24 protein-coding genes are annotated in these 26,775 nt (G+C 69.8%); 9 read left to right on the top strand and 15 right to left on the bottom strand.

The window, feature by feature from the left end; all coding sequences use genetic code 11:
- Nucleotides 1-180 precede the first annotated feature (180 nt).
- The 3 genes from R5H19_RS01335 (at nucleotide 181) to ligB (ending at nucleotide 4,191) form a co-directional block, all read left to right on the top strand.
- Nucleotides 181-1,620 carry an FAD-dependent oxidoreductase gene (locus R5H19_RS01335; protein WP_318157170.1) on the top strand — a complete coding sequence of 480 codons (1,440 nt, stop codon included), beginning with the start codon at nucleotides 181-183 and terminating at the stop codon, nucleotides 1,618-1,620.
- Nucleotides 1,621-1,629: 9 nt separating this feature from the next.
- On the top strand, nucleotides 1,630-2,409 hold the full coding sequence (locus R5H19_RS01340) for an NRDE family protein (RefSeq protein WP_318157171.1): 780 nt from the start codon (nucleotides 1,630-1,632) through the stop codon (nucleotides 2,407-2,409).
- 96 nt (nucleotides 2,410-2,505) lie between these two features.
- Nucleotides 2,506-4,191, top strand: a complete 1,686-nt coding sequence (ligB, locus tag R5H19_RS01345; protein WP_318157172.1) for an NAD-dependent DNA ligase LigB — start codon at nucleotides 2,506-2,508, stop codon at nucleotides 4,189-4,191.
- 44 nt (nucleotides 4,192-4,235) lie between these two features.
- On the opposite strand, the gene R5H19_RS01350 is transcribed toward ligB, so the two are convergent.
- From R5H19_RS01350 to dinG, 6 genes are all read right to left on the bottom strand, one after another.
- Nucleotides 4,236-4,637 (bottom strand): YchJ family metal-binding protein, encoded by a 402-nt coding sequence (locus R5H19_RS01350; RefSeq protein WP_318157173.1) that lies wholly within the window; start codon nucleotides 4,635-4,637, stop codon nucleotides 4,236-4,238.
- Nucleotides 4,638-4,692: 55 nt separating this feature from the next.
- Nucleotides 4,693-5,289, bottom strand: a complete 597-nt coding sequence (locus R5H19_RS01355; RefSeq protein ID WP_318157174.1) for a DUF938 domain-containing protein — start codon at nucleotides 5,287-5,289, stop codon at nucleotides 4,693-4,695.
- 13 nt (nucleotides 5,290-5,302) lie between these two features.
- Nucleotides 5,303-5,500: a hypothetical protein gene (locus tag R5H19_RS01360; RefSeq protein ID WP_318157175.1), complete on the bottom strand. Its 198-nt coding sequence runs from the start codon at nucleotides 5,498-5,500 to the stop codon at nucleotides 5,303-5,305.
- A gap of 93 nt (nucleotides 5,501-5,593) precedes the next feature.
- A complete protein-coding gene (locus R5H19_RS01365) occupies nucleotides 5,594-6,172 on the bottom strand; it encodes an NnrU family protein (RefSeq protein ID WP_318157176.1) in 579 nt (192 codons plus the stop codon).
- A gap of 68 nt (nucleotides 6,173-6,240) precedes the next feature.
- Nucleotides 6,241-6,798 carry a HutD family protein gene (locus R5H19_RS01370; RefSeq protein WP_318157177.1) on the bottom strand — a complete coding sequence of 186 codons (558 nt, stop codon included), beginning with the start codon at nucleotides 6,796-6,798 and terminating at the stop codon, nucleotides 6,241-6,243.
- The gene (dinG, locus tag R5H19_RS01375; RefSeq protein WP_318157178.1) at nucleotides 6,795-8,909 is read right to left on the bottom strand and encodes an ATP-dependent DNA helicase DinG; all 2,115 of its coding nucleotides are present in this window, start codon (nucleotides 8,907-8,909) and stop codon (nucleotides 6,795-6,797) included. Before dinG ends, R5H19_RS01370 begins: the two co-directional genes overlap by 4 nt.
- A gap of 213 nt (nucleotides 8,910-9,122) precedes the next feature.
- Between dinG and R5H19_RS01380 the strand changes: the two genes are divergently transcribed.
- Nucleotides 9,123-12,071 carry an EAL domain-containing protein gene (locus R5H19_RS01380; protein ID WP_318157179.1) on the top strand — a complete coding sequence of 983 codons (2,949 nt, stop codon included), beginning with the start codon at nucleotides 9,123-9,125 and terminating at the stop codon, nucleotides 12,069-12,071.
- Between the two features lie 6 nt (nucleotides 12,072-12,077).
- Here the strand turns inward: R5H19_RS01380 and R5H19_RS01385 are convergent, their stop codons facing one another.
- The 5 genes from R5H19_RS01385 to R5H19_RS01405 form a co-directional block, all read right to left on the bottom strand.
- Nucleotides 12,078-12,731: a DsbA family oxidoreductase gene (locus tag R5H19_RS01385; protein WP_318157180.1), complete on the bottom strand. Its 654-nt coding sequence runs from the start codon at nucleotides 12,729-12,731 to the stop codon at nucleotides 12,078-12,080.
- A gap of 93 nt (nucleotides 12,732-12,824) precedes the next feature.
- Entirely contained in the window at nucleotides 12,825-14,456 is a 1,632-nt protein-coding gene (locus tag R5H19_RS01390; protein ID WP_318157181.1) for an NAD(P)/FAD-dependent oxidoreductase, read from the bottom strand.
- Nucleotides 14,457-14,617: 161 nt separating this feature from the next.
- Nucleotides 14,618-14,839, bottom strand: coding sequence for a hypothetical protein (locus R5H19_RS01395; RefSeq protein WP_318157182.1), 222 nt, complete (start codon nucleotides 14,837-14,839; stop codon nucleotides 14,618-14,620).
- A gap of 149 nt (nucleotides 14,840-14,988) precedes the next feature.
- A complete protein-coding gene (locus R5H19_RS01400; RefSeq protein WP_318157183.1) occupies nucleotides 14,989-15,495 on the bottom strand; it encodes a DUF1993 domain-containing protein in 507 nt (168 codons plus the stop codon).
- On the bottom strand, nucleotides 15,492-16,844 hold the full coding sequence (locus tag R5H19_RS01405) for a TCR/Tet family MFS transporter (protein ID WP_318157184.1): 1,353 nt from the start codon (nucleotides 16,842-16,844) through the stop codon (nucleotides 15,492-15,494). Before R5H19_RS01405 ends, R5H19_RS01400 begins: the two co-directional genes overlap by 4 nt.
- Nucleotides 16,845-16,968: 124 nt before the next feature.
- On the opposite strand from R5H19_RS01405, the gene R5H19_RS01410 reads away from it, so the two are divergent.
- Nucleotides 16,969-18,678, top strand: a complete 1,710-nt coding sequence (locus tag R5H19_RS01410; RefSeq protein ID WP_318157185.1) for a Zn-dependent hydrolase — start codon at nucleotides 16,969-16,971, stop codon at nucleotides 18,676-18,678.
- A gap of 10 nt (nucleotides 18,679-18,688) precedes the next feature.
- On the opposite strand, the gene R5H19_RS01415 is transcribed toward R5H19_RS01410, so the two are convergent.
- The gene (locus R5H19_RS01415; RefSeq protein WP_318157186.1) at nucleotides 18,689-19,534 is read right to left on the bottom strand and encodes an alpha/beta hydrolase; all 846 of its coding nucleotides are present in this window, start codon (nucleotides 19,532-19,534) and stop codon (nucleotides 18,689-18,691) included.
- Nucleotides 19,531-20,586 (bottom strand): ferrochelatase, encoded by a 1,056-nt coding sequence (gene hemH, locus R5H19_RS01420; RefSeq protein ID WP_318157187.1) that lies wholly within the window; start codon nucleotides 20,584-20,586, stop codon nucleotides 19,531-19,533. Before hemH ends, R5H19_RS01415 begins: the two co-directional genes overlap by 4 nt.
- Before the next feature lie 96 nt (nucleotides 20,587-20,682).
- Between hemH and R5H19_RS01425 the strand changes: the two genes are divergently transcribed.
- The 4 genes from R5H19_RS01425 (at nucleotide 20,683) to tatC (ending at nucleotide 22,876) form a co-directional block, all read left to right on the top strand.
- A complete protein-coding gene (locus tag R5H19_RS01425; RefSeq protein WP_318157188.1) occupies nucleotides 20,683-21,372 on the top strand; it encodes a lipid-binding SYLF domain-containing protein in 690 nt (229 codons plus the stop codon).
- A gap of 63 nt (nucleotides 21,373-21,435) precedes the next feature.
- Nucleotides 21,436-21,675, top strand: coding sequence for a twin-arginine translocase TatA/TatE family subunit (gene tatA, locus R5H19_RS01430; protein ID WP_318157189.1), 240 nt, complete (start codon nucleotides 21,436-21,438; stop codon nucleotides 21,673-21,675).
- 27 nt (nucleotides 21,676-21,702) lie between these two features.
- The gene (tatB, locus tag R5H19_RS01435; RefSeq protein ID WP_318157190.1) at nucleotides 21,703-22,131 is read left to right on the top strand and encodes a Sec-independent protein translocase protein TatB; all 429 of its coding nucleotides are present in this window, start codon (nucleotides 21,703-21,705) and stop codon (nucleotides 22,129-22,131) included.
- A complete protein-coding gene (gene tatC / locus R5H19_RS01440) occupies nucleotides 22,118-22,876 on the top strand; it encodes a twin-arginine translocase subunit TatC (RefSeq protein ID WP_318157191.1) in 759 nt (252 codons plus the stop codon). Before tatB ends, tatC begins: the two co-directional genes overlap by 14 nt.
- Nucleotides 22,877-22,896: 20 nt before the next feature.
- Here tatC and R5H19_RS01445 read toward each other — a convergent pair whose 3' ends face one another.
- Together R5H19_RS01445 and R5H19_RS01450 are read right to left on the bottom strand one after the other, a co-directional pair.
- Nucleotides 22,897-25,071: a primosomal protein N' gene (locus R5H19_RS01445; protein WP_318157192.1), complete on the bottom strand. Its 2,175-nt coding sequence runs from the start codon at nucleotides 25,069-25,071 to the stop codon at nucleotides 22,897-22,899.
- Nucleotides 25,072-25,473: 402 nt separating this feature from the next.
- Complete coding sequence (locus R5H19_RS01450) at nucleotides 25,474-26,676, bottom strand: DUF3667 domain-containing protein (RefSeq protein WP_318157193.1); 1,203 nt, start codon at nucleotides 26,674-26,676, stop codon at nucleotides 25,474-25,476.
- Between the last annotated feature and the right edge of the window lie 99 nt (nucleotides 26,677-26,775).

The raw sequence follows: 26,775 nt of genomic DNA on the forward strand, positions 1-26,775 counted from the left end.
GCTCCTCCCCCTGCTCGCCCGCAAGGGACTCCCTTCGGTCGCAGGGGGAGGCTGGGAGGGGGTTGCTCCGGCTGGCGAGGAGATCAAGAGCGAACCCCTCCCCAACCCTCCCCTGCGACCGAAGGGAGTCCCTTGCGGGCCAGCAGGGGAGGGAGCAGAAGCCGGGCCATGGAGCTGTCCATGAGCGACAAACTGTTCCGCTTCCTCAACGTCCCGCGCCAGCCGCCCAAGGCGGTGCCGGTGGCGATCCGCGTGCTCGGCTACGGCGAGATCAGCGGCGACTTCACGCCGCCCGCGGCCGTGGGCCAGGCCGAGCGCTGCCTGGACTGCGGCAACCCGTACTGCGAGCACGCCTGCCCGGTGCACAACTACATCCCGGACTGGCTGAAGCTGGTGCAGGACGGGCGCCTGTTCGAGGCAGCCACGCTGATGCACGAGACCAACCCGCTGCCGGAAATCTGCGGCCGCGTGTGCCCGCAGGACCGCCTGTGCGAGGGCGCCTGCACGCTGGAGCAGGGCGGCTTCGGCGCGGTGACGATCGGCAGCATCGAGCGCTCGATCACCGACGAGGCGTTCCGCCAGGGCTGGCGGCCGGACCTGTCCGGCGTGGTCGAAACCGGTCGCCGCGTGGCGGTGGTCGGCGCCGGCCCGGCCGGGCTGTCCTGCGCCGACCGGCTGCGCCGCGCCGGCATCGCGGCGGACGTGTTCGATCGCCAGCGCGAGATCGGCGGCCTGCTCACCTTCGGCATCCCGCCGTTCAAGCTGGACAAGACGGTCATCCACACCCGCCGCGCGGTGCTCGAGGGCATGGGCGTGCGTTTCCACCTCGACGTGGAGATCGGCCGCGACATCGCGTTCGAACAACTGCTGGCCGACTACGACGCAGTGTTCCTCGGCACCGGCGCCTACACCTTCGTCGACGGCGAGCTGCCGGGGCGCGAACTCGACGGCGTGCACGACGCGCTGCCGTTCCTGGTCGCCAATGCCGAGCGCCTGCTCGACGACCGGCCGGTGCCGCCGGCGCTCGACCTCAACGGCAAGCACGTGGTGGTGCTCGGCGGCGGCGACACCGGCATGGACTGCAACCGCACCTCGGTGCGCCTGGGCGCCGCCTCGGTCACTTGCGTGTACCGCCGCGGCGAAGCCAGCATGCCGGGCTCGCGCCGCGAGGTGGCCTACAGTCGCGAGGAAGGCGTGGAGTTCCTGTTCCACCGCCAGCCGCTGGCCCTGCTCGGCGAGCAGGGCCGGGTGCGCGGCGTGCGCCTGGTGCGTACCGAGGTGGGCCGCGACGCGGACGGCCGCGCGCGGCTGCAGCACGTCGACGGCAGCGAAACCGAATTGCGTGCCGACGTGGTGATCCAGGCATTTGGTTTCCGCCCCAGTCCGCCGGCGTGGTGCGCCGAATACGGTATCGAACTGGATGCCGGCGGTCGCATCCGCGTCGGTGACGCGGGCGCGCTGCCGTTCCAGACCGGTCACCCGAAGATCTTCGCCGGCGGCGACAACATGCGCGGCGCCGACCTGGTGGTGCGCGCGGTGCACGACGGACGCGAGGCGGCTGCGTCGATCGCGCAGATGCTCGGCAAGCTTCCGCTGGAAGCGATGGACTGCGTGGCGTAAGTTTCACGCATGTGCCTGATCGCCTTCGCCTGGAATGCGCATCCGCGCTGGCGCCTGCTGCTGGCGGGCAACCGCGACGAATTCCACGCGCGCCCCAGCGCGGCGCTGGCGCGCTGGGACGACGCGCCGATCGTCGGCGGCCGCGACCTCGAGGCCGGCGGTACCTGGCTGGGCGTTGCCGAGGGCGGACGTTGCTGCGTGGTGACCAACGTGCGCGACCCACGCGATCCACAACTCGGTGCCTCGCGCGGGCTGCTGGCCAGCGACTACCTGCGCGGCGACGCCGATGCCGCCACCCATGCGCAACAGCTGCTGCGCGCGGCCGCCGACTACCGGCCGTTCAATCTGCTCACCTTCGATGCGCACGCGGCGTTCTATCTCGGCAACCGCCCCGAGCCGCGCGCACAGGCGGTGACGCCGGGCGTGCATGGCCTGTCCAACGCCGACTTCAACACGCCATGGCCGAAGACCCGCACGCTGATGCAGCGGCTGCAACAGTGGATCGACGCCGGCGACGACACGGATTTCGCACCGTTGTTCGAGGCGCTTGCCGATGAACGCCAGGCACCCGATACGCAGTTGCCCGACACCGGCGTGGGGCTGGAGCGTGAGCGCCTGCTGTCGCCGGCATTCATCCGCGGCGAACAGTACGGCACCCGCGCCAGCACCGTGGTGGCGATCGACCACGGCGGCCGCGGCGTGATCGTGGAGCGCCGCTTCGGGCCGAACGGCCGCTATCACGGCCAGACCCTGCTGCGCTTCGGCGAGCGCTCGACCGCCGTCGGCTGACGCCTCGCGCCTACATGCCGGCGCGCCCGCCGCCGCCTGGCCGTCCTGCGCCGCGGCGGCTAGCCTCGCCGACGCCATCCACGGAAGGAGCGTCGCATGCGCACGACTTGCCGGTTGCTGATCCTGCTCGCCGCGTTGGCCGGTGCGGCGCACGCGACCGATTGCCCGGATTGGCCGCCGGCGCGGGCGCGGCAGGAGCTGGCCGCGCTGCACGAGCGGCTCGACCGCTGGAACCATGCGTATCGCGTCGAGGGCCGTTCGCCGGTGAGCGACGCGGTCTACGACCAGGCCATGCAGCGCCTCGCCGCATGGCGGCGCTGCTTCCCCGCACAGGCACCGGCGCCGCTGGCGCACCTCGCCGACGCCGGTGGCCGGGTGCGTTCGCCGGTGGCGCAGACTGGCCTGGCCAAGCTGCCGGATGCCGCCGCGATCGGCGCCTGGATGCACGCGCACGGCGACCGTGACCTGTGGGTGCAGCCGAAGGCCGACGGCGTGGCGGTCACCTTGCTGTACCTGGAGGGCCGCTTGCGCCAGGCAACCAGCCGCGGCGACGGCCTGCATGGCTCGGACTGGACGCCGCTGGCGCAGGCGATCGAGGCGATTCCCAAACGCCTGCCCCATGCGCCGGCGCGCGTGGTGTTGCAGGGAGAGCTGTACTGGCGCCTGCCCGGCCATGTGCAAGCCGACGACGGCGGCGCCAACGCGCGTTCGGCGGTGGCCGGCGCGCTGGCGCGCGATGCGCTGGATGCCGCCAGCGCCGCACGGATCGGCCTGTTCGTGTGGGACTGGCCCAGCGGACCGGCCGACATGCCGTCGCGGCTGGCCGGCCTTGCAGCGATGGGACTGGCCGACAGCGTGGCGTACACCCGACCAGTCGCCACGCTGGATGAAGTGAAGCGCTGGCGCGAGCAGTGGTATCGCCATGCGATGCCGTTCGCCGCTGACGGCACGGTGTTGCGCCAGGGGCATCGGCCGCCGGCTGCGAGCTGGCAGGCGGTGCCGCCGGACTGGGCGGTGGCGTGGAAGTACCCGGCCGCCTCGGCGCTGGCCGAGGTGCGCGCGGTGGATTTCACCGTGGGCCGCAGCGGCCGCATCACGCCGGTGCTGGAGCTGGCGCCGGTGCAGCTGGACGACCATCGCGTGCAGCGGGTCAGCGTGGGCTCGCTCCAGCGCTGGCGCGAGCTCGACATCCGCCCCGGCGACCAGGTCGAAGTGGTGCTGGCGGGGTTGACCATCCCGCGCCTGCAGTCGGTGGCGTGGCGCGCGCAGCAGCGGGCGCCGGTGACGCCGCCCGATCCGGCGCAGCACGGCCCGCTGACTTGCTGGCAGGCCACGCCGCAATGCAGGCAGCAGTTCCGCGCACGGCTGGTGTGGCTGGGCGGCCGACAAGGCCTGCAGCTGGAGGGACTGGGCGCGGATACCTGGCAGGCGCTGATCGACGCCGGGCTGGTGCACGACCTGCTCGACTGGATGCGTCTGACGCCGCAGCAGCTGGCGAGCGTGCCGGGCCTGGGCGCCAGCCGCGCGGCGTTGCTGGCGCGCAGCTTCGCCGCGGCGCGCCAGCGTCCATTCGCGCGCTGGCTGCAGGCGCTGGGCGTGCCCTCCGGCGTGGCGACCAGGGTGCCCGACTGGGCCGCGTTGAGCGCACGCGAGGCGGATGACTGGCAGGCGCTGGAGGGCATCGGCACAGCCCGCGCGAACCAGCTGGTGGCGTTCTTCGGCTGCCCCGAGGTGCGCGCGCAAGCCGCGCGTCTGCGCGCCGCCGGCGTGAGGGGTTTCTGAGCGCGGCCGGGCGGCACATGAGCGTGCGCTTGCTCGCGGACGCTTCAGCTCTTGAGTTCGCCGTCGTGGTAGTACCAGCGGCCGCCCTCGCGCACAAAACGGCTGGTCTCATGCTGGCGTTGCGCGCGGCCGCCGCCGAGGCGATAGCGGGCGACGAACTCCACGATGGCGTGGTCGTCGTCGACGCGTTGCTGGCGGCGCACTTCCAGCCCCAGCCAGGTCGGCGGCGGCTGCTGCGCGGCCAGCCGCAGCGAGGCCGGCCGCGTGTCGGGATGCCAGCTGGCGAGCAGGTAGTCCTCGCGCCTGAGCACGTAGGCGCTGTAGCGCGAACGCATCAGTTGTTCGGCCGTGGCGGCGATGGCGCCGTCGTGCAGGGGCCCGCAGCACTGGCTGTAACCGGCCGGGTTGCCGCAGGGGCAGGGGGTCAGCGTGTCGATCGCCTTCATGCCGCCTTTGTACCCGGTTCGGCGCGGTTGTGCAGGCGTATGTGCGGGCGGCGCGTCAGTCGCGGGTGCGGCGCCACACGCGGCAGCGGTTGTTCGCCGGCATCGCGACGTCATCAACCAGCGCGAAGCCGGCGACCGCAGCCAATGCGTCCACCGCCTCGGCATCACGGATGCCCATGTGTGCGCCGCGCGCCTTCAGCCAGGCGTCGAATGCGGCATTGCTGTCGCTGCTGTAGCGACCGTGCTCATTGAACGGTCCGTAGATCGCCAGCACGGCATCGCCAGTGGTGACCCCGGGCAGGTGCGCAAACAGCTGCTGCACCTCGGGCCACGCCATGATATGCAGGGTGTTGGCGCTGAACACCGCGTCGAACGGGCCGGACGGCCACGCGCCGCCGACGTCCAGCTCCAGCGGCGGCGGGGTGTTCGGCAGCGCCGCCTCGTCCAGCCAGGCGCGGATACCGGGCAGGTGTTCAGCGCGGTCGGAGCTTTGCCAGCTCAGCTGCGGCAGCGCCGCGGCGATGTGCACCGCGTGCTGGCCCGTGCCGCTGCCGATCTCCAGCGCGCGCCGGCGATCGGCGAAATGCTCGCGCAGCACGCCAAGGATCGGTTCGCGGTTGCGCTCGCACGAGGGCGAGTGCGGCTTTTCCACGCCAGGTCCGGTTTCAGACCGGGCGCCCGCGCAGCACGCGCGCCGGCAGCATCAGCAGTGCGCCGAGAAAGGCGAACACTGCGCTCACGGTGATGCCGACCAGCCGCAGCGGCAGCAACAGCAGCCACACGACCGGGTACAGCACCAGCGCCAGCAGCGCCAGCGGCCAGCAGAACACCAGCAGCAACAGCCAGAGCAGGAAGGCAGCCATGCGGCGATCCTCGCGAAGGGTGGGACGACGCCCACTGTAGCGCAGGCCGGCGTCGCCGCGCGGGTGACTCCCGGCACCCCCGGCGGCCGCTGTTCAGCCGATCGGGCTCATGCCGATCAGCCACAGGTGCAGCCAGCGCGCGAACAGCGCCCAGGCCACCGCGCCGATCACCACGGTGAGCGCGCTGCCGCGCAGCGTGCCGGCCGGATACAGCGTGCCCTCGCGGTGGTCGCGTCGGCGCGATGCGATGAACAACGCCACCGCCCACAGCAGGAACGCGCCGAACAGCAGCACGTCGTGCAGCATGCCGGTGGCCAGCAGATGGCCGGACGCCCACACCATTACGCCGAGCAGCATCGGGTGGCCGAAGACCGCCTTGAGATGGTTGCGCGGAACGTAGGCGGCAGCCAGCAGCACGAAAGCGATCAGGGTGAACAGCGCGTTGGCGTGTCGCAAGGCCAGCGGCGGCACGTACAGCAGCACGGCATGCTGGCGCGCCAGGCCGAAGCCCCAGCAGATCAGCGCAAAGCCGACCAGCGAGACCAGCGCGTACACGCCTTTCCAGCGCAGCTCGCCCAGTCGCGCCCGTTGCCGGCTGCGCCAGCCGTCGGCGAAGAGGCGCAGTGAATGCACGCCGAGGAACAACACGAGACCGAGGATCAGCACGGGCATGGTCGAAACTCCAGGGAACGGTGAGTGACAAGCGTAGAGCGTGTTGCCCGCCGCCATAGTGACAGTCGTCAGGCGACGGCCTCGACCCGCACGACCAGCGCCAGCGCACCCGGCTGCAAGGCCAGCGCTGCGGGCGCGGTCGACGACCGCCGCCAGGCGTCGCCCGCCTGCAGCGTGCCGTCGGCGCTGTCGATCGTGCCGCGGGCGCAGTACACCAGCACGGTGGCGTCGTCGACGGTGCCCGCGCCCACCTCCCGCCATGCCTCGATCCCGCCGCGCACGCGGCCGCGGCGCAGCATCAGGTTGAAGTCGCGGGTGGGGCCGCCAGCCAGCGTCACGTCCACCCTTGCCTCGCCGGGGAACGCGAACGGGGCGAACGGCGTGGTCAGCGCGTGCGTGCGGCCATCGTCCAGCGTCATGCTGAAGCCGGCGCCGTCGAGCAGCGCGATCTGCCGGTCGATGCCGGGAAAGGCGGAGAACGGCGCAGCGCTGTCGACCTCGGCCACGCTGACCCGCCACAGGAAGTCGTCGATGCCCGCGTCCGGCGGTTCGACGGCTATTTCGCGAGTGCGACCCAGGCCGTTCTTCCACGGCTGTGAGGGGCGATCGGCGAGGCGGATGATCATGCGCTTCTCTCGATCACGCGCTGGAACGGCGGCAGCGCCTTCAGCATGCCGGCGCCGTAGCGCTTGGTGACCACGCGGCGGTCCAGCAGCACGATGCGGCCGCGGTCGCCCTCGTTGCGGATCAGGCGGCCGCAGTACTGGGTGAGCAGGCGCGTGGCCTCGGGTACGCTGACCTCGATGAACGGGTTGCGCCCGCGCGATTCCAGCCATTCGGCATACGTGGCGCCGACCGGGTCGGTCGGCACGGCGAACGGCAGTTGGGTGATCACCACCGTCTCGCACAGCTTGCCGGGCAGGTCCAGGCCTTCGCCGAACGAGGCCAGTCCGAACAGCGTGCTGCCCTTGCCGGCCTCGACGTCGGCGCAGTGCTCGGCGACCAGCTGCGACTTGCCCAGCGAACCTTGCGCGCGCACCTTGCGCACTTGTGCGATCGGCAACTTCTGCAGCACGCGGTCGAGCTTGGCGCGTGAGGTGAACAGCACCAGGTTGCCGGCGTCCCAGTCGAGATTCTCCGCCAGCCACTCGCTGATCTCCTCGGCATGCGCCTCGCGCGCGTCGGGCAGCGTGCGCATCGAGGGCACTTCCAGCCGCGCCTGCGCGGCCAGGTCGAACGGCGAGGGCAGGCTCAGCGTCAGCGCGTCGTCGGGCAGGCCCACGGCGTCGGCGAAGTGGCGGAAGTTGCCGCCGGCGCTCAGCGTGGCCGAAGTCAGCAGCACGCCGCTGGCATTGCCCCACAGCACCTCGCGCAGCAGGCCGGCGGCAGACACCGCCGAGGCGTGGCAGACCAGCTGCTGGTCGGCGCCCAGCGTGACCCAGCGCGCCAACGGCGGCGCCTCGTCCGCGTCGTCGGCTGACCAGGCGCGCCAGCAGGCCACCTGCCGTCCGATGCGTTCCAGCGCGATGCCCAACTCGCGCGACAGCGCCTCCTGGGTCGGGCCGCCGTCGGTCATCTCCACCACCGCGCGGCGCACCGCGCCGAGCCAGCGCTGCACCTCACCGGTGAACAGGCCGAGCATCCGCGCGTGTTCCACCCACGGTTCGGGCAGCTGGCCCAGCGAGCCGCGGTACATCGGTTCGGTCTCGGCCGGATCGGGCAGCCAGCCGAGGCGGATGGTTTTTTCCAGTTCATCCAGCGCGTCGCTGAGCTCCTGCAGCTTGGCGTCGCCGGCGTCCAGCGTGAGCCGGCCCAGGGTTTCCTTGTCGGTCAGCGAATAGGCCGCGTGCACCTGGCGGCCGAGCCGGCTCAGCTGGCGCATGCTGGCGGTCATGTAGACCTCGGCGGCGCCGCGGTCGAGCGCCTTGCCCGGCAGGTGGTGGGCCTCGTCGAACACGTACAGCGTCTCGTCCGGGCGCGGCAGGATCACCCCGCCCCAGGCCGGATCGGCGCCGCCGCCCTCGCCGGGCATGGTGAGGTCGGCCAGCACCAGGTCCTGGTTCGCCACGATGATCTCGGCGTCGTCCACCGCGCGGCGCGCAGCGAAGAACGGGCAGACCATGAACTGGCCGCACTTGCGGTTGGTGCAGCCGCCGGCGCTGGTGGTGATCATCGGCCGCAGCAGGTCGCTGACCGGCGCCGGCGCGCTGTCCATGTCGCCGTCCCACTCGCGGCGGTCGAACGCCTCGCGCAGCTTCGCCAGCGCCTGCTTGTCGCGCGGCTGCGGCGGCTTGCTCCACAGCATCAGGTCCGCCTCGAAGCCGGCCAGGCCCAGCTGCGCGTCATGCACGCTGTTGGCCGCCATCAGCAGGTTGCGCGGGCACAGGTAGCGGCCGCGGCCCTTGGCCAGCGCCACCTTCGCCTCGATGCCGTTGAGCCTGAGGTAGAGCGGGATGTCGCGCTGCACCAGTTGTTCCTGCAGCGCCACGGTGGCGGTGGCGATCAGCAGTTTCTTCTTCTGGAAGCGCGCCACTTCGTGGCCGGCGATCAGGTAGGCCATCGACTTGCCGGTACCGGTGGGCGCCTCGATCGCCGCCACGCCGCCGGCGCGGCCGAACGCCTTGGCCGTCTCGGCGATCATGCGCCCCTGCGAGGCGCGCGCGCGGAAGCCGGGCAGGCCGTCCTTCAGTCGTGCATAGGCGGCGCGGATGGCGTCCTTGGTGGTGTCGGCAAGCATGGACGGAGCGGGGACCTGCACGGCGGATGACGCGAAAACGCGGCGGCTGACGAGTGGCGCGGTCGGCCGGACGCAAAGAGTCAGTTTATCGGTATTGCGTGTTGGCGCGCATGGAGGCAGGCTCGGCACGAGCCGATACCGGTGTTCCGCAGGGGTCCGATGGGGCCGGTTCATTGGCGTTGGCGGACCCGGGCTTGGGGAGAGCTCCATCTGATGAAGCGTGCCGATGCTGTGGAGGCGCCGTCGCATGACGGATCGCTGCCGCTGAGCTGGTTGGCCCAGCTGATCGTCGCGCACGCGCCCGAAGCAGTGGCCGCGGCGATCGCCGCCCTGGTGCAGGCCCGGCCAGGTTGCATCGCAGCCAGCGTGCAGTGGGGGCCGGATCATGCGGCTGGCGATCGAATGGTGCCGCCTGCGACGGTCGACGCGGCGTGGCTGGCGGCGGTCGGCCACGCGGACGGGCCGCACTGGCACCCGGACGGGCGGCACGTGGCGATCCGCCTGTGCGCGCAGCCCGAGCCGGCGGTGTTGCTGCTGCAGCTGCAGCCGGGCCATGCCGGCGACGGCTTCTTTGCAGAACTGGAAGCGCCGCTGCAGCTGGCCGGTCAGCACCTGCGGCGGGCACTGGAGTGGGCCGAACTGAAGGATTCGCACGAGCAGCTGGAGCGCTCGGAAAACCTGCAGCGCGCGCTGTTCGCGATCTCCGATCTGGCCGGCTCCGAGCGCGACATGCCGGACATGCTGCGCGGCATCCACGCGATCGTCAGCACGCTGATGTACGCGGAGAATTTCTTCATCGTGCTGCACGACGCCGTGCGCGACACGATCCGTTTCCTTTACTACGTCGACGAGCTGGAGCCGGTCCCGCCTGGTGGCGGCCAGGACATGCCGCTGGGCGCGATCGAGCACACGCTGACCTGGTACGTGATGCGCGATGGCAAGGCGCGCATGGGCGATGCCGAGGAATTGCGCAGCCAGGTGGCGGGGCCGGTGGCCCTGATCGGTCCGGACAGCCGCGACTGGCTCGGCGTGCCGATGCTGCGCGGCGGCCAGCCGTGCGGCGTGCTGGTGGTGCAGAGTTATCGCCTGGACGTCGGCTTCACCGAGGAAGACCTCGCCCTGCTGCAGTTCGTCGGCAGCCACATCCTCACCGCGCTGGAGCGCAAGCAGGGCAAGGAAGAACTGGAGCAGCGCGTGCAGTTGCGCACGTTGCAGCTGGCCGAGGCGAACCGCGGGCTGCAGCAGGAGATCGTCGAGCGGCAGCGCGCCGAGCACCTGCAGGCCGCGCTGTTCCAGATCGCCGAGCTGGCCACCGCGGACATCGATCAGGACGCGTTCTACCGGCGCGTGCATGCGGTGGTGGGCGAACTGCTGAACGCGGAGAATTTCTTCATCGGGCTGCTTTCCGACGACCGGCTCAAGCTGATCTTTCCCTATTCGGTGGACGCGGTGCTGGCGCCGCCGGCCGAACGCATGCTGGGGCGTGGCCTGAGCGAATACGTGCTGCGCCTGGGCCGGGCGCTGCGGGTGGACAACGCGGACATCGAGGAACTGGAGCGGCGCGGCGAGATCGCGCCGGGGCGCATGAATTCCCCGGCGATGTACTGGCTGGGCGTGCCGCTGATCGTGGGCGACGAGGTGATCGGCCTGGTCGCCGTGCAGAGCTACCGGCCCGACGTGGTCTACGGTGCAGCCGACCAGGAACTGCTCAGCTTCGTCGCCTCGCAGATCGCCAACAGCCTGACCCGGCGCCGTTCAGCCGAGTCGCTGCGGCGCGCCTACGAACAGCTGGAGCAGCGGGTGGAGGAGCGCACGCTGGCCCTGCGCAAGGAGATCGGCGAGCGCGAGCGCATGCAGGACCAGCTGCGCCACCAGGTCATGCACGACGCGCTCACCGGGCTGCCGAATCGCGGCTACCTGCGCGACCGCATCGAGCGCGCACTGGCCGCGATGCGGCGCGAACCGCAGCAGCGCTGCGCACTGCTGTACCTGGATGTGGACCGGTTCAAGATCATCAACGACAGCCTGGGCCACCTGGCCGGCGACGAGGTGCTGAAGGAAGTGGCGCGGCGCCTGGCCGGCTGCGTGCGCCATCCGGACCTGGTGGCGCGGCTGTCCGGCGACGAATTCGCGATACTGCTGGAACAGGACGAGCTGCCGTCGGCGGCTACCGCCGTGGCGCAGCGCGTGCTGGACATGCTGGACGCGCCGATGCCGGTCGCCGGCAAGGAACTGCAGGTGACCGCCAGCGTGGGCATCGCGATCGGCGACGGCCACTACGCGGCGGCCGACGAGGTGCTGCGCGACGCCGACATCGCGCTGTACCGGGCCAAGGAACTGGGGCGCAAGCGCTACGAGCTGTTCGATGAGCGGCTGGCGCAGACCGTGGTCGACGTGCTCGCGCTGGAAGGCGAGCTGCGCCAGGCGCTGCTGCACGGCCAGTTCGAGCCGTACTTCCAGCCGATCTGCGCGCTCGACGGCAGCAACCGCACGCTCGGCTACGAGGCACTGCTGCGCTGGAACCATCCGCAACGCGGCGTGCTGCGGCCGGGCGACTTCCTGAAGATCGCCGAGGACAGCGGGCTGATCGAAGCGATCGACTGGCACATGTTCGAGCTGAGTTGCCGGCTGCTGCTGCAGCACGGGCGCAACGACAGCTTCATGACGGTGAACGTGTCGGCGCTGCACCTGCGTCACGCGCATTTCGACCGGCGCCTGATCCAGTTGCTGGAGCGCATCGGGCTGCCGCCGTCGCGGCTGGTGGTGGAAGTCACCGAGGGTGCGCTGCTGGACAACCCCGAGCACGTACGCGCCACGCTGGAGCGCCTGCGCGCGATCGGCGTCGGTGCCGCGCTGGACGATTTCGGCACCGGCTATTCCTCGCTGAGCTACCTGCACTCGCTGCCGCTGCGCATCCTGAAGATCGACCGCGCCTTCGTGAGCGAGCTGGACAAGGGCACCAACACCTCCAGCACCACGGTGGTGGCGGCGATCCTGGCGCTGGCCCGCGCGCTGAACATCCAGGTGATTGCAGAAGGCATCGAGACGGCGGCCCAGCGCGACGCGCTGATGGCGATGGGTTGCGAGCTGGGGCAGGGCTACCTGCTCGGCCGCCCGGCGCCGATCGCGCTCTGGCGGGAGCCGCGCGCCATCGATATGTGAGCGGGCCTACGCGTTCGCGGCGATCTGCCGCAACGCCTGCTCGAACGCTTCCGGCGGCTGTCCGCCGGAAATCAGGTGTCGGCCGTTGACGATGGTCGCCGGCACCGAGTGGATGCCGCGGCTCTGGAAGAACTGCTCCTGCGCGCGCACTTCGTTTGCATATTCGTCGCCGGCCAGGATCTGCCGCGCACGCTCGGCGTCCAGCCCCGCTTCGGCGGCGAGCCGCAGCAGCGTGGCGTGTGCGCTGACATCCTCGCCGTCGGTGAAGTACGCGCGCAGCAGGATCTGCTTCAGCGCCAGCTGGCGCCCTTCCAGCCCGGCCCAGTGCAGCAGCCGGTGCGCGTCGAAGGTGTTGTAGACGCGCTTGCGCCGCGCCATGTCGAAGGTGAAACCCAGCGCCGCGCCGCGCTCGCGGATCATCTCCTGGTTCGCCTCGATCTGCGCGGCCGTACTGCCGTACTTGTGCACCAGATGCTCGACCGCATCCTCGCCCTCCGCCGCCATCTGCGGGTTCAGCTCGAACGGCTGGAAGTGGATCTCGGCGGACACCTCGCCGTCGAGCCGCGCCAGCGCCTGCTGCAGCGAAGCCAGCCCGACCGCGCACCACGGGCAGGAGACGTCGGAGACGAAGTCGATGCGGAGCGGGGCGGAGGTGGTCATCGGGATACCTTCATCGAGAGGCGGGCGGCGCGGATGCTGCAGATCCGCTTGAAATATGGCCGCGACGCGGCGAATCAACAGCCGACCGGAGTCTCAGCTTCCAGCGATGCTCAGCGCCACCGCCTCGGCCACCTTGATGCCGTCCACCGCGGCCGAGAGGATGCCGCCGGCATAGCCGGCGCCTTCGCCGGCGGGGTAGAGGCCGCGGGTGTTGAGGCTCTGCAGGCTGTCGTCGCGGCTGATCCGCACCGGCGAGGAGGTGCGCGTCTCCACGCCGGTGAGGATCGCGTCGTGCATCGCGTAGCCCCTGATCTGCCGTTCGAACGCCGGCAATGCCTCGCGGATCGCGGCGATCGCGTAGTCGGGCAGCGCGCTGTCGAGGCTGCCCAGGGTCACGCCCGGCTGGTAGGACGGCTGCACCTCGCCGAAGTCGCGCGAGACGCGGCCAGCGAGGAAGTCGCCGATCAGTTGCGCGGGAGCGTTGTAGTTCTCTCCGCCCAGTACGTAGGCGTGGCTTTCCAGCGCACGCTGCAGCGCGATGCCGGCCAGCGGACTGCCACTGTCGTCGTAGGGCGCGAAGTCGGCCGGGTCGATGCCGACGACGATGGCCGCATTGGCGTTGCGCTCGTTGCGCGAGTACTGGCTCATGCCGTTGGTGACCACACGGCCGGGTTCGCTGGTGGCGGCCACCACGGTGCCGCCCGGGCACATGCAGAAGCTGTACACCGAGCGCCCGCCGCGGCCGTGGTGCACCAGCTTGTAGTCGGCCGCGCCGAGGATCGGGTGGCCGGCCTGCGGGCCGAAGCGGGCGCGGTCGATCAGCGACTGCGGATGCTCGATGCGGAAGCCGATCGAAAAGGGTTTCGCTTCCAGATGCACGCCGCGCTCATGCAGCATGGCGAAGGTGTCGCGCGCGCTGTGGCCCAGCGCCAGCACCACGTGATCGGCACGGATCTGCCCGCCGCTGGCCAGGGTCACGCCACGGATCTGCCGCTGGCCATCCGTGCACGGTTCCAGCAACAGATCGTCGACGCGCCGGCCGAAGCGGATCTCGCCGCCCAGCGATTCGATCGTGGCGCGCATGTTCTCCACCATAGTCACCAGCCGGAACGTGCCGATGTGCGGCTTGCTGACGTAGAGGATTTCCTCCGGTGCGCCGGCCTTGACGAATTCGGCGAGTACCTTGCGGCCATGGTGCTGCGGGTCGCGGATCTGACTGTGCAGCTTGCCGTCGGAAAACGTGCCGGCGCCGCCTTCGCCGAACTGCACGTTCGACTCCGGGTGCAGCTGGCGCTTGCGCCACAGGTCCCAGGTGTCTTTCGTGCGCTCGCGCACCTGCTTGCCGCGGTCCAGGATGATCGGGCGGAAACCCATCTGCGCCAGGATCAGCCCGGCAAACAGGCCGCAGGGGCCGAAGCCGATCACCAGCGGGCGGTGTTCGATCCGCGGCGGCGCCTTGGCGACGAAGTGGTAGCCGGTGTCCGGCGTGGGTTGCACGTGCGGATCGTCGGCGAAGCGTCGCAGCAGTTCCGCCTCGCGCGGGGTGTCGATGTCCAGCGCGTAGATCAGCACGATCGCGCCGCGCTTGCGCGCGTCGTAGCCGCGCCGGGCGATGGTGTAGCCGGTGAGCGCGGCGGCGTCGATGTCCAGCCGCCGGAGGATCGCGGCGCCGAGCGCGGCCTCGCCGTGGTCGAGCGGCAGCTTGAGGTCGGTCAGTCGCAGCATGGGGCCGGGGAGCTGGAGGGCGGGCGTCGGCCCGGTCAGCTATTGTCGATGCGCCGGCGCGTGCCCGGCAAGGCGCCGAAGGGCTGCGACATCATGCCCTGTTCCGCCAGCTAGTGCCGATGTTTCCGCGGCGCGGCTCCCGGGTGACGCGATGCGTCAGTTCAAGCCGCCAGCATGGTCAGAATCTGTTCGCCGGTGGCACGCGGATGCAGCAGCAGGTAACGCGTACCCATGCTTTTGTCGTGCCGGCGGACGGCCGCAACGCACGGCTCGCCGTCGTCGGCGATCACGTACAACGGGGCCGGGCGGCGCCGGTCCCACGGGCGTCGGAGCACCAGGCCGTGCTGCGGGCCGCCGACGATGATGCACTTGATCTGTTCCATGATGCTTGCTCGGTAGGGAGGGGACTGGGGGAGGAGTCATCTCCAGGCAAGCAGGAGGCAGGCCATGGGCCGATGGTGGAATGTGGTGCCCATCACACTTCGGAACTTTGGTCGGCGACGACCCGTTTCCGGGCCGCCGCCATGCCGGTTCAGGCGTTGCCGATGAAGTCGGATTTGCCGATATCGGTGCCGATCTCGCGCAGGATGTCGTAGGCGGTGGTGCAGTGGAAGAACAGGTTCGGGATCAGGAAGTGCAGCAGGTAGGTCTGGCCTTCGAAATGCAACTCGCCGTTGCGCATCTTCAGGTGGATCGGGCGGGTTTCGCTGCCGTCGATCTGCTCCGGCGTGAAGTTCTTGACGTACGCGATCGAGCGCTCGATGCGGCTGTAGGCCTGTTCCAGCGTGGTCTCGTTGTCCTCGAAACTCTGCGGCTCCACGCCGGCCAGGCGGGCGGCGCCGCGGGTGGCCATGTCGCAGGCGATCTGGATCTGCTTGATCAGCGGCAACATGTCCGGGATCAGCCGGGTCTGCAGCAACACTTCGTCGCTGACGTTCTTCGACTTCGCATGCTGCTCGCCCTTCTTCAGCACGTGGGCGAGATTGCCCAGTGCGCGAACGAAAACGGGAACGGCGACCTGGTACATCGAAATGGTCATGGGTGATCTTCCTGTGGTGGATGAGGGTAGACGGATGGGTGGGCGTTGGTGATCGGCGGCAGGTCGTCGGGGCATGCCACCGGGATGGCCGCCTCGATGTTCGGCTTGCCGCCGCCGGGAGTGCGCCGGGTGGCCCGTGCGGCGATCAGCGCGCCGGCCAGCATCAGGATTGCGGCGAGCACGAAGGCTACACCCGGCACGTCAATGGACGAAGCCGGGGCGATCGACAGCGCAAAGACCTGCGCGAACAGGTACGGCCCGAAGATGCCGGCGAAGCTGCCCAGGCTGGTGATGGCGCCTTGCAGGCGGCCCTGTTCGGACGGCTCGACCTGCTGCGTCATGATCGATTGCAGCGGCGGCCCGGACAGCCCCCACAGGGCCAGCAGCGGCACGCCGAGCAGGAACACCCAGCCGGTGTCGGCCACGCCCATCACCAGGAAGGCGCCGACGCCGAACAGCATGCCGGCCAGCAGCACGCGGCGTTCGCCGAAACGCGGCGTCATCCGGCCGGTGAGCACGGCCTGCACGAAGCCGTCGCAGGCGCCGACCAGCATCAGCACGTAGCCGACGGCCTGCGGTCCCCAGCCGTAGCGGTAATCCGCATACAGCACGAACACCGTCTGCAGCACGTAGTGGGCGAGATAGACCAGGAACATCACGATCGCCAGTTGAAACACCTGCGGGTATTGGCGCAGCAGTTTCAGTGAACCGAACGGATGGGCGCTGTGCAGTTCGAGGCGCTTCGTACGGTGTTTCTTGTGCAGCGACTCGGGCAGCACCAGCAGCCCGTACAGGAAATTGCACAACGCCAGCGCGGCGGCGACCCAGAATGGCAGGCGCAGGTGGATGCCGCCGAGGAAGCCGCCGAGACCGGGGCCGACGATGAAGCCCACGCCGAAGGCGCTGCCCAGCAGGCCGAACGCCGCCGCGCGCTTTTCCTTCGGCGTGATGTCGGCGATGTAGGCATTGGCGGTGCTGAAACTGGCCGCGGTCATGCCCAGCAGGACGCGCGCGACAAACAGCAGCCACAGCGTCGGCGCGAGGGCCAGCATCACGAAATCCACGGCGAGGCCGAGGTTGGAGATCAGGATCACCGGCCGCCGGCCGAAACGGTCCGACAGCGCGCCCAGCACCGGCGAGAACACGAACTGCACGATCGCGAACACGGTGCTGAAAATGCCCACCCACCATGCCGCGTTCGCGATGCCGCCGCCGGCCAGCTGTTCCACCAGGTGCGGCAGCACCGGGATGATGACGCCGTACGACAGCATGTCCAGCAGCACGGTGACGTAGATGAAAGCCAGCGCGGCCCGATGGCGTGGTGCGGCGGGGGTCGACGACAGGTCCATGGGCGTGGCGAAGCGAGGGGAATGCGACGATAACCGAAGGACGGGTGTGCGGCATGTGCATCCGGTCGGTATCGCGTCAGTGCGGCCGCGATACCATGAAGCATTCTCCTGCCAGGGCATGATCATGGTCCGACGTCTGCTTCCCTTCTGTCTGCTGCTGGCGCTGGCCGCCTGCTCCTCCCACCAGGACGCCCCGGCGCCGGTGTCGAAGGAAGAACTGGCCCCTGCGCCGCCGACCAGTGCCACGATGGCGCCGGCAGGTGCGGAAACCGACGCGGCGATCCAGCGCAAGCTGGCCGATTACGCCACGGTGAAACTCACCGCCGACCTGTCGAAGTTCGACGCGCGGCAGAAGAAGATGATCGCGCTGCTGGTCGAGGCGGCCGACAGCATGAACGCGCTGTACTGGCAGCAGGCGTGGGGCGACAAGGATGCGCTGCTACAGAAGATAAGCGACCCGGCCACGCGGGAATTCGCCGAGATCAATTACGGTCCGTGGAACCGGCTGGACAACGACAAGCCGTTCGTCGACGGCGTCGGCGCACGTCCGGCCGGCGCGCAGTTCTATCCGGTCGACATGGACAAGGCCGAGTTCGAGAAGTCCACGCTGAAGGACAAGACCTCGCTGTACACCCTGCTGCGCCGCGACGCGCAGGGTCAGCTGATCAGCGTGCCCTACCACGAGGCGTACAAGGCCGAGCTGGAAAAGACCGCCGGCCTGCTGCGCCAGGCGGCGAAGCTGGCGAAGGACGCCGGTTTCAGGAAATACCTCACGCTGCGCGCCGACGCGCTGCTCAGCGACGACTACCAGGCCAGCGACTTCGCCTGGATGGACATGAAGAAGAACCCGGTCGACATCGTGATCGGCCCCATCGAGACCTACGAGGACCAGCTGTACGGCTACAAGGCCAGCTACGAATCCTATGTGCTGATCAAGGACCAGGCCTGGAGCGCGAAACTGGCGCGCTTCGCCAAGTACCTGCCCGAACTGCAGCGCGGCCTGCCGGTGCCCGACCGTTACAAGGCGGAAAAGCCCGGCTCCGACGCCGACCTCAACGCCTACTTCGCGGTCTACTACGCTGGCGACGCCAACGTCGGCGCCAAGACCATCGCGATCAACCTGCCGAACGACGAGCAGGTGCAGCTGAAGAAGGGCACGCGCCGCTTGCAGCTGGAAAACGTGATGCAGGCGAAGTTCGACCAGATCATGCTGCCGATCGCGAAGGAGCTGATCGCCGAGGACCAGCAGCGCAATCTCAGCTTCGACGCGTTCTTCCAGAACACCATGTTCCACGAGGTGGCGCACGGCCTCGGCATCAAGAACACCTTGGACGGCAAGGGCACCGTGCGCAAGGCGCTGAAGGACCAGGCGTCCAGCTTCGAGGAAGGCAAGGCCGACATCCTCGGCCTGTACATGGTCAGCAAGCTGGCCGACAAGGGCGAGCTGGACAAGGCGAAGCTGATGGACAACTACGTCACCTTCCTCGCCGGCATCCTGCGCTCGGTGCGCTTCGGCGCCAGCGACGCGCACGCCAAGGCGAACATGGTGCGCTTCAACTTCTTCAAGCAGCAGGGTGCGTTCAGCCGCGACGAAAACAGCGGCCGCTACCGCGTCGACTTCGACAAGATGACTGCGGCGATGAACGCGCTGTCGGCCAAGCTGCTGACCATCCAGGGCGACGGCGACTACGAAGCCGCCAAGCAACTCACCGACCAGATGGGTGCCGTCGATGCCGAACTGGCCGGCGACCTCAAGCGACTGGACCAGGCGCACATTCCGGTCGACATCCGCTTCGAGCAGGGGCTGGACGTGCTGGGGTTGAAGAAGCCCTGAGGCGCTTGCGTCACGTCGCCGCGTCGATCCACGCGGCGACTTCGGCCGGATGTTCGAGATGCAGGTGGTGGCCGCCGGCCAGATGGCTGACACGGATGTTCGCGACGCAATCGGCGCGGGCCTGCATCGGGGCGCTGGGCAGGTAGGAGGTGGCCGGTTGCGCCAGCAGCAGGGCGGTGGGTGCGGCGATCCCGCGCAGCAGCGCGTGCACCTGCGCTTCGGCCAGGCGCACCGCGCTGGGGCGGGTCAGCCGCGGGTCGCTGCGCCAGCGCCAGCCGCCATCGGCTTCGACCAGGCCGCGTTCGACGATCGGCCGCGCCAGCTCGACGGGCAGGCCACTGGCCTTGCTGCGGGCGGCGACCGCTTGGGCGACGTCGCGGAATATTCGCAACGGCTTGGCGTTGTCGCCACGCGGTGCCAGCGCATCGCGGAAGCGCTGCAGCGTGTGCGCGCCGTCATCGCCGAGCGGGCCGAGACCCTCGATCAGCAGCAGCCGCTCGATCCGCTCGGGCGAGGCGGCCGCGACCAGTGCGGCGATGCCGGCGCCCAGCGAGTGGCCGAGCAGGCTGTAGCGATCCAGCCGCAGCGCGTCGGCCGCGGCCAGCACGACCTGCACGTAGTCGAGGTAGTGGTAGCTGGCGCCGGCGACCAGATGATCGGAGTGGCCGTGACCGGGCAGGTCCAGCGCGATCACCCGATAGCGGGTGACCAGCCGCGGCGCCAGCCGGGCGAAGCTGCCGGCGTTGTCGAGCCAGCCGTGCAAGGCCAGCAGCGGCGGCAGCGCTTCGTCGCCCCATATTTCGGCGGCCAGGCCCAGGTGCGGCAGGGTGATGCGGCACTCGACGGGTGTCGTCACGCGGCGGCTTCCGGCCAGCCGCCCAGGTGCCGGCGCACCAGCGCGGCGAGGCTGGCCACCTGCTCGGCGCTGTCGTTCAGTGCGGGGATGTAGCGCAGCGTTTCGCCACCGGCGGCGGTGAAGAAGTCGCGGTTCTGCATCGCGATCTCCTCCAGCGTCTCCAGGCAGTCCACCGCGAAGCCGGGGCAGGCGACGTCGAGCTTGCGTACGCCGTCGGCGGCCAACTGGCGCACGCTGGCATCGGTGTAGGGCTGCAGCCAGCGCTCGCGGCCCACCCGCGACTGGAAGCTGACGATCAGCTCGCCCTCGCCCAACTGCAGTCGCTCGCGCAGCAGCTTCGCGGTGCGTTGGCATTGTTCCGCGTAGGGATCGCCGAGCCGTACGTAACGCTCGGGTATGCCGTGGAACGACAGCAGCAGCTTCTCGCCGCGGCCGTTCGCCGCCCACCAGCGCTCGATGCCGGTGGCCAGCGCCTCGATGTGGCCGGGGTCGTCGTGGTAGTCGTTGACGAAGCGCAGCTCCGGCGGCCAGCGCAGTTGCTTGAAGGCGTCGGCCACCGCGTCGATCACCGAGCCGGTGGAGGTGGCCGAGTACTGCGGATACAGCGGCAGCACCAGCAGCCGGCGCACGCCGTCGCGCTGCAGCCGTTCGATCGTCTGTGCCACCGACGGTTCGCCGTAGCGCATCGCCAGCGCCACCCGCAGCGTAGCGGGCTGCTGCCGGTCCAGCTCGGTCTGCAGGCCGGCCGCCAGCGCCTCGCTGCCGTAGCGCAGCGGCGAGCCGCGTTCATCCCAGATCCGCGCGTAGGCGTGTGCCGAGCGTTTCGGCCGCACGCGCAGGATCACCCCGTGCAGGATCAGCCACCACAGCCAGCGTGGGTAGTCGATCACCCGCGGATCGCCGAGGAATTCGGCCAGGTACGGCCGCACCGCGGCGGCGGTCGGCGCGGTCGGCGTCCCCAGGTTGACCAGCAGCACGGCTGCCTGAACGGGCGGAGCGATCGGCGCGCCGGAATCGTCGGCAACGCCGGTATAGTGGTTGCTGCGTGGCATCGTGACAGTCGTGGCGGCTGGGATCGTGCAGTCTGCCACAAGCCCGGCGCACCACGTGGCGCCGTGCCTTCCCCCGAACCCGAGTGGAGCTGCCCCATGTTGAAGACATCGCTGCAACGCCTGCTGCTGGCCGCCCTGGTCCTGTTGCTGCCGGCCATGGCCGCGCATGCCGAGGACCCGCCGCTGGTGCGCGCCAGCAACGCCGTGCGCGTGCTGAACGACATCATGCAGGCGCCGGACAAGGCGATCCCGAAGGATCTGCTGCAGAACGCCCGGGCGATCGCGGTGATCCCGGACATGATCAAGGCCGGCTTCATCTTCGGCGGTCGCCGCGGCGAGGGCCTGATCTCGGTGAAGAGCCCGGACGGTACCTGGTCCAACCCCAGTTTCATCACCATGACCGGCGGCAGCGTGGGCTTCCAGGCCGGCGTGTCCTCGACCGACGTGATCCTGGTGTTCCGCACCCAGCGCGGGGTCGATTCCATCGTCAACGGCAAGTTCACCCTCGGCGCCGACGCCTCCGCCGCGGCCGGCCCGGTCGGGCGCACCGCCAGCGCCTCCACCGACGCGCAGATGAAGGCCGAGATCTACTCCTACTCGCGCAGCCGCGGCCTGTTCGCCGGCGTGGCGCTGGACGGTTCGGCGCTGCGCATCGACTATGATGCGAACGCCGCGGTGTATGGCGCCGGGATCACGCCGCGGCGCATCTTCGAGGGCGGCGTCAGCAACGTGCCGGCGCCCGTGGTCGACTTTCGCGACCGGCTCGAAGAGTACACTTCACGCTGATACGGAAAGGCCGGCGCGCGCTGCGCGATGGGTTTCCGGCTCCCTCCGTTTTCGAGGTAATACATGAGCATCTGGCATCTGGTAATCCTGCTGGTCGTGGTGGTGGTGGTCTTCGGCACCGGCAAGCTGCGCAACATCGGTTCCGACCTCGGCAACGCCATGCGCGACTTCAAGAAAGGCCTCAACGGCGACGAGGACGAGGCCAAGCGCAAGGAAGAAGCCGATCGCCTGCGCGCCGATCCGCCGGCCAGCCCCGCCGACAAGGCGACGCAGGGCCAGCGCGACTCCAGCGACCCGAAGTAAGTCGCGGGCGGCGGGCGGGTTGCGGCGATGATCGAGATCAGCTTCGGCAAGCTGGTGCTGCTCGCGCTCATCGCGCTGATCGTGCTCGGCCCGGAGAAGCTGCCGGGCGCCGCGCGCACCGCCGGCGCCCTGCTGCGCCGCATGCGCAGCGGCTGGGACGACGTGCGGGCCGAGGTGGAGCGCGAACTGCAGATCGAGGAAATCAAGCGTGCCGCACGCGAAGCCGCGGCACGGGCGGAAGCGGCACAGGGCGAGCTGGACGCCACGCTGGCGCAGGTGCGCGACATGCCGGGCGCCGTATCGTCGGGCAGCAGCGTGACGGACGAGCCGGCTGCAGCCGCCAGCACCACCGTGCCGGAGGCCGCCGCCGCAGACGAGCCGGAACACGCGACCGGCGACCTGTTCGCCGACACCGCCGCGCCGACGAACAGGGAGGCTCCGCATGGCCGCGCCTGACGCCGACGTCGACCTGCAGCAGGGGCTGTTCTCGCACCTGCTCGAACTGCGCACGCGCCTGCTCAAGGCCTGCGCCACCGTGCTGGTGGTGCTGCTGGCGCTGGTGCCGTTCGCCAACCGTCTGTACACGGAACTGGCCGCGCCGCTGGTGGCGCGGCTGCCCGAGGGTTCGCACCTGATCGCCACCGAGGTCGCCAGCCCGTTCGTCACGCCGCTGAAGCTGGCCTTCTACGCGGCGCTGTTCATCAGCATGCCGATGATCCTGTACCAGCTGTGGGCGTTCGTCAGTCCGGGCCTGTACAAGCACGAGAAACGGCTCGCCCGGCCGCTTCTCGCCGCGGCGCTGGTGCTGTTCTACGTCGGCTGCGCGTTCGCCTATTTCCTGGTGCTGCCGGCGGCGTTCCGCTTCCTCACCGCGATCACGCCGCAGGGGGTGGAGATGATGACCGACATCACCCACTACCTCGATTTCGTGATGCTGATGTTCTTCGCGTTCGGGCTGTGCTTCGAGGTGCCGGTGGCGGTGGTGGTGCTCGCCGCGATGGGCATCGTCGACGTGGACAAGCTGCGCAGCAGCCGGCGTTACGCCATCGTCGGCGCGTTCGCCATCGCCGCCTTCATCACCCCGCCCGACATCACCTCGATGATCATGCTGGCAGTGCCGATGTGCCTGCTCTACGAGCTGGGCGTGCTGGCGGTGCGCTGGCTGGTGAAACCGGGCGCGTTGAAACCCGACGCGGGCTGAGCCCGGTCCGCTGCGGGCGTTCAGTACAGGTCGATCGGATCGACGTCCAGCGACCAGCGCACCTTGCGTCCCGTCGGCAATGCGCCGAGCGCCAGTTGCCATGGTCGCAGCATCGCGTGCAGCACCTGTCGGCTGGCCGCTTCCAGCAGCAGCTGGCCGCGGTGGCGTCCTGCCCGCAACGGCATCGGTGCGGGCATCGGCCCGGCGACCTGCAACTGATCGTTGATCGGCAGCGCGGCATGTGCCGCGGCGAGGAACGCCCCGACCTGTTCGCGCTGCGGCGCCTCGGCGCGCAGCAGCACCTGGTGGCTGTATGGTGGCAGCCGGATCAGCCGGCGCTCGGCCAGCAGCTCGCGCGCCGCGGCAGCATAACCGTGTGCCAGCAGGTTGCGCAGCAGCGGGTGTTCCGGCTGGTGCGTCTGCAGCAGCACGCGGCCGGGCTTGCGCGCGCGGCCGGCGCGGCCGGCCACCTGCACCACCAGCTGCGCCAGCCGCTCGCCGGCGCGGAAATCCACGCTGTGCAGGCCCTCGTCCACGCCCACGATCGCGACCAGGGTGAGGTTGGGCAGGTCGTGGCCCTTGGCCAGCATCTGGGTGCCGACCAGGATCGCCGGCTGGTCGTCGTTGAGCGTGGCCAGCAACTGCTCGAACGCGTCGCGGCGACGGGTGGTCTCGCGGTCCACGCGCACGACCGGCACCTGGGGGAACCGCGCGACCAGGGCCTCCTCCAGCCGCTCGGTGCCCTGGCCCTGCGGCTTCAGCTCGCCGGCACCGCAAGCCGGGCACACGGCAGGCATGCGCTGGCGATAGTCGCAGTGATGGCAGATCAGCTGGCGCCGGCCTGCGTGCAGGGTCAGCGGGCGGTCGCAGCGCGGGCAGCCGGCATGCCAGCCGCAGGCGTGACACAGCAGCACCGGCGCGTAGCCACGGCGGTTGCGAAACACCAGCGCCTGCTCGCCGCGCGCCACCGTCTCGGCCACGGCGCCGAGCAGCGCCGGCGACATGCCGTGCTCCAGACGCTGCGCGCGCATGTCGATGATCTGCACCTGCGGCGGCCGGATCGCGCCGGGACGGGCGCGCAGATGCAAGCTGCGGTAGCGGCCGGCCTCGGCATTCGCCAGCGATTCCAGCGACGGCGTGCCCGAGCCCAGCAACACCGGCACGCCGAGCGCGCGGGCGCGCACCAGGGCCAGGTCGCGGGCGTGGTAGCGGAAGCCTTCCTGCTGCTTGTAGGCGCTGTCGTGTTCCTCGTCGACGATGATCAGGCCGGCCTGCGGCAGCGGCGTGAACACCGCCGAGCGGGTGCCCAGGATCACCCGTGCGCTGCCGGCGCGGGCGCGCAGCCAGGCGCGCGCGCGGTCGCCTTCGGACAGGTTCGAGTGCAGCACCTCGACGAGCACGCCGAGCCGTTCGCGCAGGCGCCGCATGGTTTGCGGGGCGAGGCCGATCTCCGGCACCAGCAGCAGCGCCTGCCTGCCTTGCGCCAGCACCTGTTCGATCAGCGCCAGGTAGACCTCGGTCTTGCCGCTGCCGGTGACGCCATCGAGCAGGAACGGCTGGTAGCGGCCGAGGCTGGCGCCGACCGCGGCCACCGCCTGCTGCTGCTCGTCGCTGAGTTGCGGTGCCGGCGAGGCTGGCGACGGGCGGTCGAGCGGCGGTCGTTCGCTGCGCTCGAGCAGGCCGGCGGCGGCCAGCCGGCGCGCCGCGTCGCGCCAGCCGCTCTGGCGTTCGCTCAATTCCTGCGCGCTCAAGGCGCCGGCAGCCAGCAGGGCCAGCAAGGCCTTGCTGCCGCCGCGCCGGCTGCCGGCATCGTGTGCGCTGCGGCCGGCGCCGGTGAGCGACCAGTACTCGTCGCCGATCGGCGGCAGCGGCTTCGCCTCGCGCAGGGCCAGCGGCAAGGCGTTGGCGTAGGCCTCGCCCGGCGCGCCGATCCAGTAGTCGGCGGCCCAGGCCAGGGTCTGCATCAGTTCGGCATCGAGCAGCGGCTCGTCGTCGAGCAGGCGCAGTGCCGGCTTCAGCCGCGCACGCTCCACCGTCGCCTCCACCTCGATCGCCACCACCACGCCGACCAGCTCGTGGCGGCCGAACGGCACCAATATCCGGCTGCCCGCACTGGCCTCGCCCGCCGCCGGCGGCAGGTAGTCGAACAGGGTTGGCAGGGGTACCGGCAGGGCGACGCGGAGAACGGCGGGCATGGGTTACCTCGTGGCGGGCCAGTGTAACCGTGGCGTACGCGAGGCCTCATGTTTCGATAGCTGCGATGTCTGGTAAACCACGTCGAGCAGGTTGCGCAAACTTGCTGCCCGGTTATCGAGGAGTTGCAGGTAAGTAGCTATAGCCGAGAGGTTTTTGCGCTTATCCACAGCAGCTGTGGATAAGTCTGTGGATGCAGCGGGGAGGGGGCGCCTCAAAGCGCGTCGCAGCGCCTTTCACGACGGCCTGACGAGGTTTTGGTCACGTAAAAAAAGACTTTTATTTCAATAGCCTGCAAATGGCATCCAGCTGCAGTTCACACAATTGACAAGCCGCCCCCGGTTGCCTTGACAGGCTCATGACGCTGTGCAAAACCCGCCGCGCCGCGGCTCGGAAAAGCGGCCTCAGTGGGCCATGCCAAGCGCTGCGGCGACCATCAGGGCGAACATCAGCAGCCAGAAGTAGCACCACCCGATGAACCAGAATTTCAGCAGGGTCATCGGCCAGCCCTGGTGGTAGACATGTTTTTGCATGATCAGCAGGTAAGTGGGCACCCACAGCATCAGGAGTGCCTGTATCCAACCCAGCACGTAGCCGGTCCAGGCGGCATGGGGGCGCAGCCAGGTCGAGAGCATGCCGACCACGGTGATCAGCAGCAGGGAGAGGAACATGAAGGCGTGGCTGTGCAGGGCCACGATCAGATGCTCCATGTACAGCCGTCGGCGAAAAACATAGAACAGCTTCAGCAGGACGGCGAATATCGGAATCATCACGAACATGGTCGGCGGCAGAACGCCGAAAACCCCGTTGATCATCCGCTGCTTCGCTTCGGCGCTGGCCGCCGGGTCGCCGTGCTTGACGGCTCGCCAATTCCGGTGCATCTGCTGGCCCAGCGCGGTCAGGCGCGCATTGACCAGGTCCGGCAGCCAGGCGATCTGCACGGGTTTCGACTCGCCCTCGGTCGCCTTGGGCAACGCGTCTCGCGGTTTCGTGTCGCCGGTGACGTTCTCCGTTGCGGCTACCGGCGGTGCGGCGAGCGAGGCGGCCGACATGGGCGCCGCGTCGAGCGCGACGAGGCGCTGATTGGCTTTCCGACGTAATTCCCGTGCTGCCGTATGGGTCTGCTCGAGTACGTTCGGCGGCAGCAGGCCAGTGTCTCGGGCGCTCTGCAGGCCGTCCAGTTCGTCCTGCAGTGCCTTGCGCACTTCGGCCGGACTTGAGGCCGCCTCGATCGCCCGGCTGTCCACGCTCACCAGCGGCTGGCCGTTCGCGGGCATCTTGCCGGTGAACTGGTCGACCGCCAGGTGGAACACGAAGAACGACAGCAGGCACAGCACGAACATCAGCCGGAACGGCGCGATGTAGCGCACGCGCCGGCCGGCGAAATATTCCAGGGTGAGGAAGCCCGGCTTGAGCAGCAGCGGCGGCAGCGTGTGCACGATGCGGCCGTCGATGTGCAGCACCGTCTCGACGGTTTCCTCGAGCATGTGGTGCATCGGCTTGAGCACGCTGTGGATCGACTGCCCGCATTCGTGGCAGAACTCGCCCTGCATGCTGGCGCCGCAATTGGCGCAGTGCAGTCCTTCGTGGCTGGTCAGCTGCTTCATCGGGGGCTCCGTCCGCTGCAGCGGGAAATCTTCGCACAGCGCGGCGGCCGGCCGGGCGTGACCTTTGGCTCAGGTAGAATGGCCGGCCCTGGAGTCTGC

It is taken from the genome of Rhodanobacter sp. KK11 (assembly GCF_033345435.1).
Lineage (GTDB): Bacteria > Pseudomonadota > Gammaproteobacteria > Xanthomonadales > Rhodanobacteraceae > Rhodanobacter.

Excerpts from the sequence above, each read along its gene's own strand:
- R5H19_RS01410 (WP_318157185.1), top strand. The coding sequence starts at position 16,969 with ATGGTCCGACGTCTGCTTCCCTTCTGTCTGCTGCTGGCGCTGGCCGCC.
- tatA (WP_318157189.1), top strand. The coding sequence starts at position 21,436 with ATGAGCATCTGGCATCTGGTAATCCTGCTGGTCGTGGTGGTGGTGGTC.
- R5H19_RS01390 (WP_318157181.1), bottom strand. The coding sequence starts at position 14,456 with ATGCTGCGACTGACCGACCTCAAGCTGCCGCTCGACCACGGCGAGGCC.
- R5H19_RS01450 (WP_318157193.1), bottom strand. The coding sequence starts at position 26,676 with ATGAAGCAGCTGACCAGCCACGAAGGACTGCACTGCGCCAATTGCGGC.
- R5H19_RS01340 (WP_318157171.1), top strand. The coding sequence starts at position 1,630 with ATGTGCCTGATCGCCTTCGCCTGGAATGCGCATCCGCGCTGGCGCCTG.
- R5H19_RS01405 (WP_318157184.1), bottom strand. The coding sequence starts at position 16,844 with ATGGACCTGTCGTCGACCCCCGCCGCACCACGCCATCGGGCCGCGCTG.
- R5H19_RS01360 (WP_318157175.1), bottom strand. The coding sequence starts at position 5,500 with ATGGCTGCCTTCCTGCTCTGGCTGTTGCTGCTGGTGTTCTGCTGGCCG.
- R5H19_RS01395 (WP_318157182.1), bottom strand. The coding sequence starts at position 14,839 with ATGGAACAGATCAAGTGCATCATCGTCGGCGGCCCGCAGCACGGCCTG.
- ligB (WP_318157172.1), top strand. The coding sequence starts at position 2,506 with ATGCGCACGACTTGCCGGTTGCTGATCCTGCTCGCCGCGTTGGCCGGT.
- R5H19_RS01400 (WP_318157183.1), bottom strand. The coding sequence starts at position 15,495 with ATGACCATTTCGATGTACCAGGTCGCCGTTCCCGTTTTCGTTCGCGCA.
- R5H19_RS01380 (WP_318157179.1), top strand. The coding sequence starts at position 9,123 with ATGAAGCGTGCCGATGCTGTGGAGGCGCCGTCGCATGACGGATCGCTG.
- R5H19_RS01445 (WP_318157192.1), bottom strand. The coding sequence starts at position 25,071 with ATGCCCGCCGTTCTCCGCGTCGCCCTGCCGGTACCCCTGCCAACCCTG.
- dinG (WP_318157178.1), bottom strand. The coding sequence starts at position 8,909 with ATGCTTGCCGACACCACCAAGGACGCCATCCGCGCCGCCTATGCACGA.
- R5H19_RS01385 (WP_318157180.1), bottom strand. The coding sequence starts at position 12,731 with ATGACCACCTCCGCCCCGCTCCGCATCGACTTCGTCTCCGACGTCTCC.
- R5H19_RS01365 (WP_318157176.1), bottom strand. The coding sequence starts at position 6,172 with ATGCCCGTGCTGATCCTCGGTCTCGTGTTGTTCCTCGGCGTGCATTCA.
- tatC (WP_318157191.1), top strand. The coding sequence starts at position 22,118 with ATGGCCGCGCCTGACGCCGACGTCGACCTGCAGCAGGGGCTGTTCTCG.
- R5H19_RS01425 (WP_318157188.1), top strand. The coding sequence starts at position 20,683 with ATGTTGAAGACATCGCTGCAACGCCTGCTGCTGGCCGCCCTGGTCCTG.
- tatB (WP_318157190.1), top strand. The coding sequence starts at position 21,703 with ATGATCGAGATCAGCTTCGGCAAGCTGGTGCTGCTCGCGCTCATCGCG.
- R5H19_RS01370 (WP_318157177.1), bottom strand. The coding sequence starts at position 6,798 with ATGATCATCCGCCTCGCCGATCGCCCCTCACAGCCGTGGAAGAACGGC.
- R5H19_RS01335 (WP_318157170.1), top strand. The coding sequence starts at position 181 with ATGAGCGACAAACTGTTCCGCTTCCTCAACGTCCCGCGCCAGCCGCCC.
- hemH (WP_318157187.1), bottom strand. The coding sequence starts at position 20,586 with ATGCCACGCAGCAACCACTATACCGGCGTTGCCGACGATTCCGGCGCG.
- R5H19_RS01350 (WP_318157173.1), bottom strand. The coding sequence starts at position 4,637 with ATGAAGGCGATCGACACGCTGACCCCCTGCCCCTGCGGCAACCCGGCC.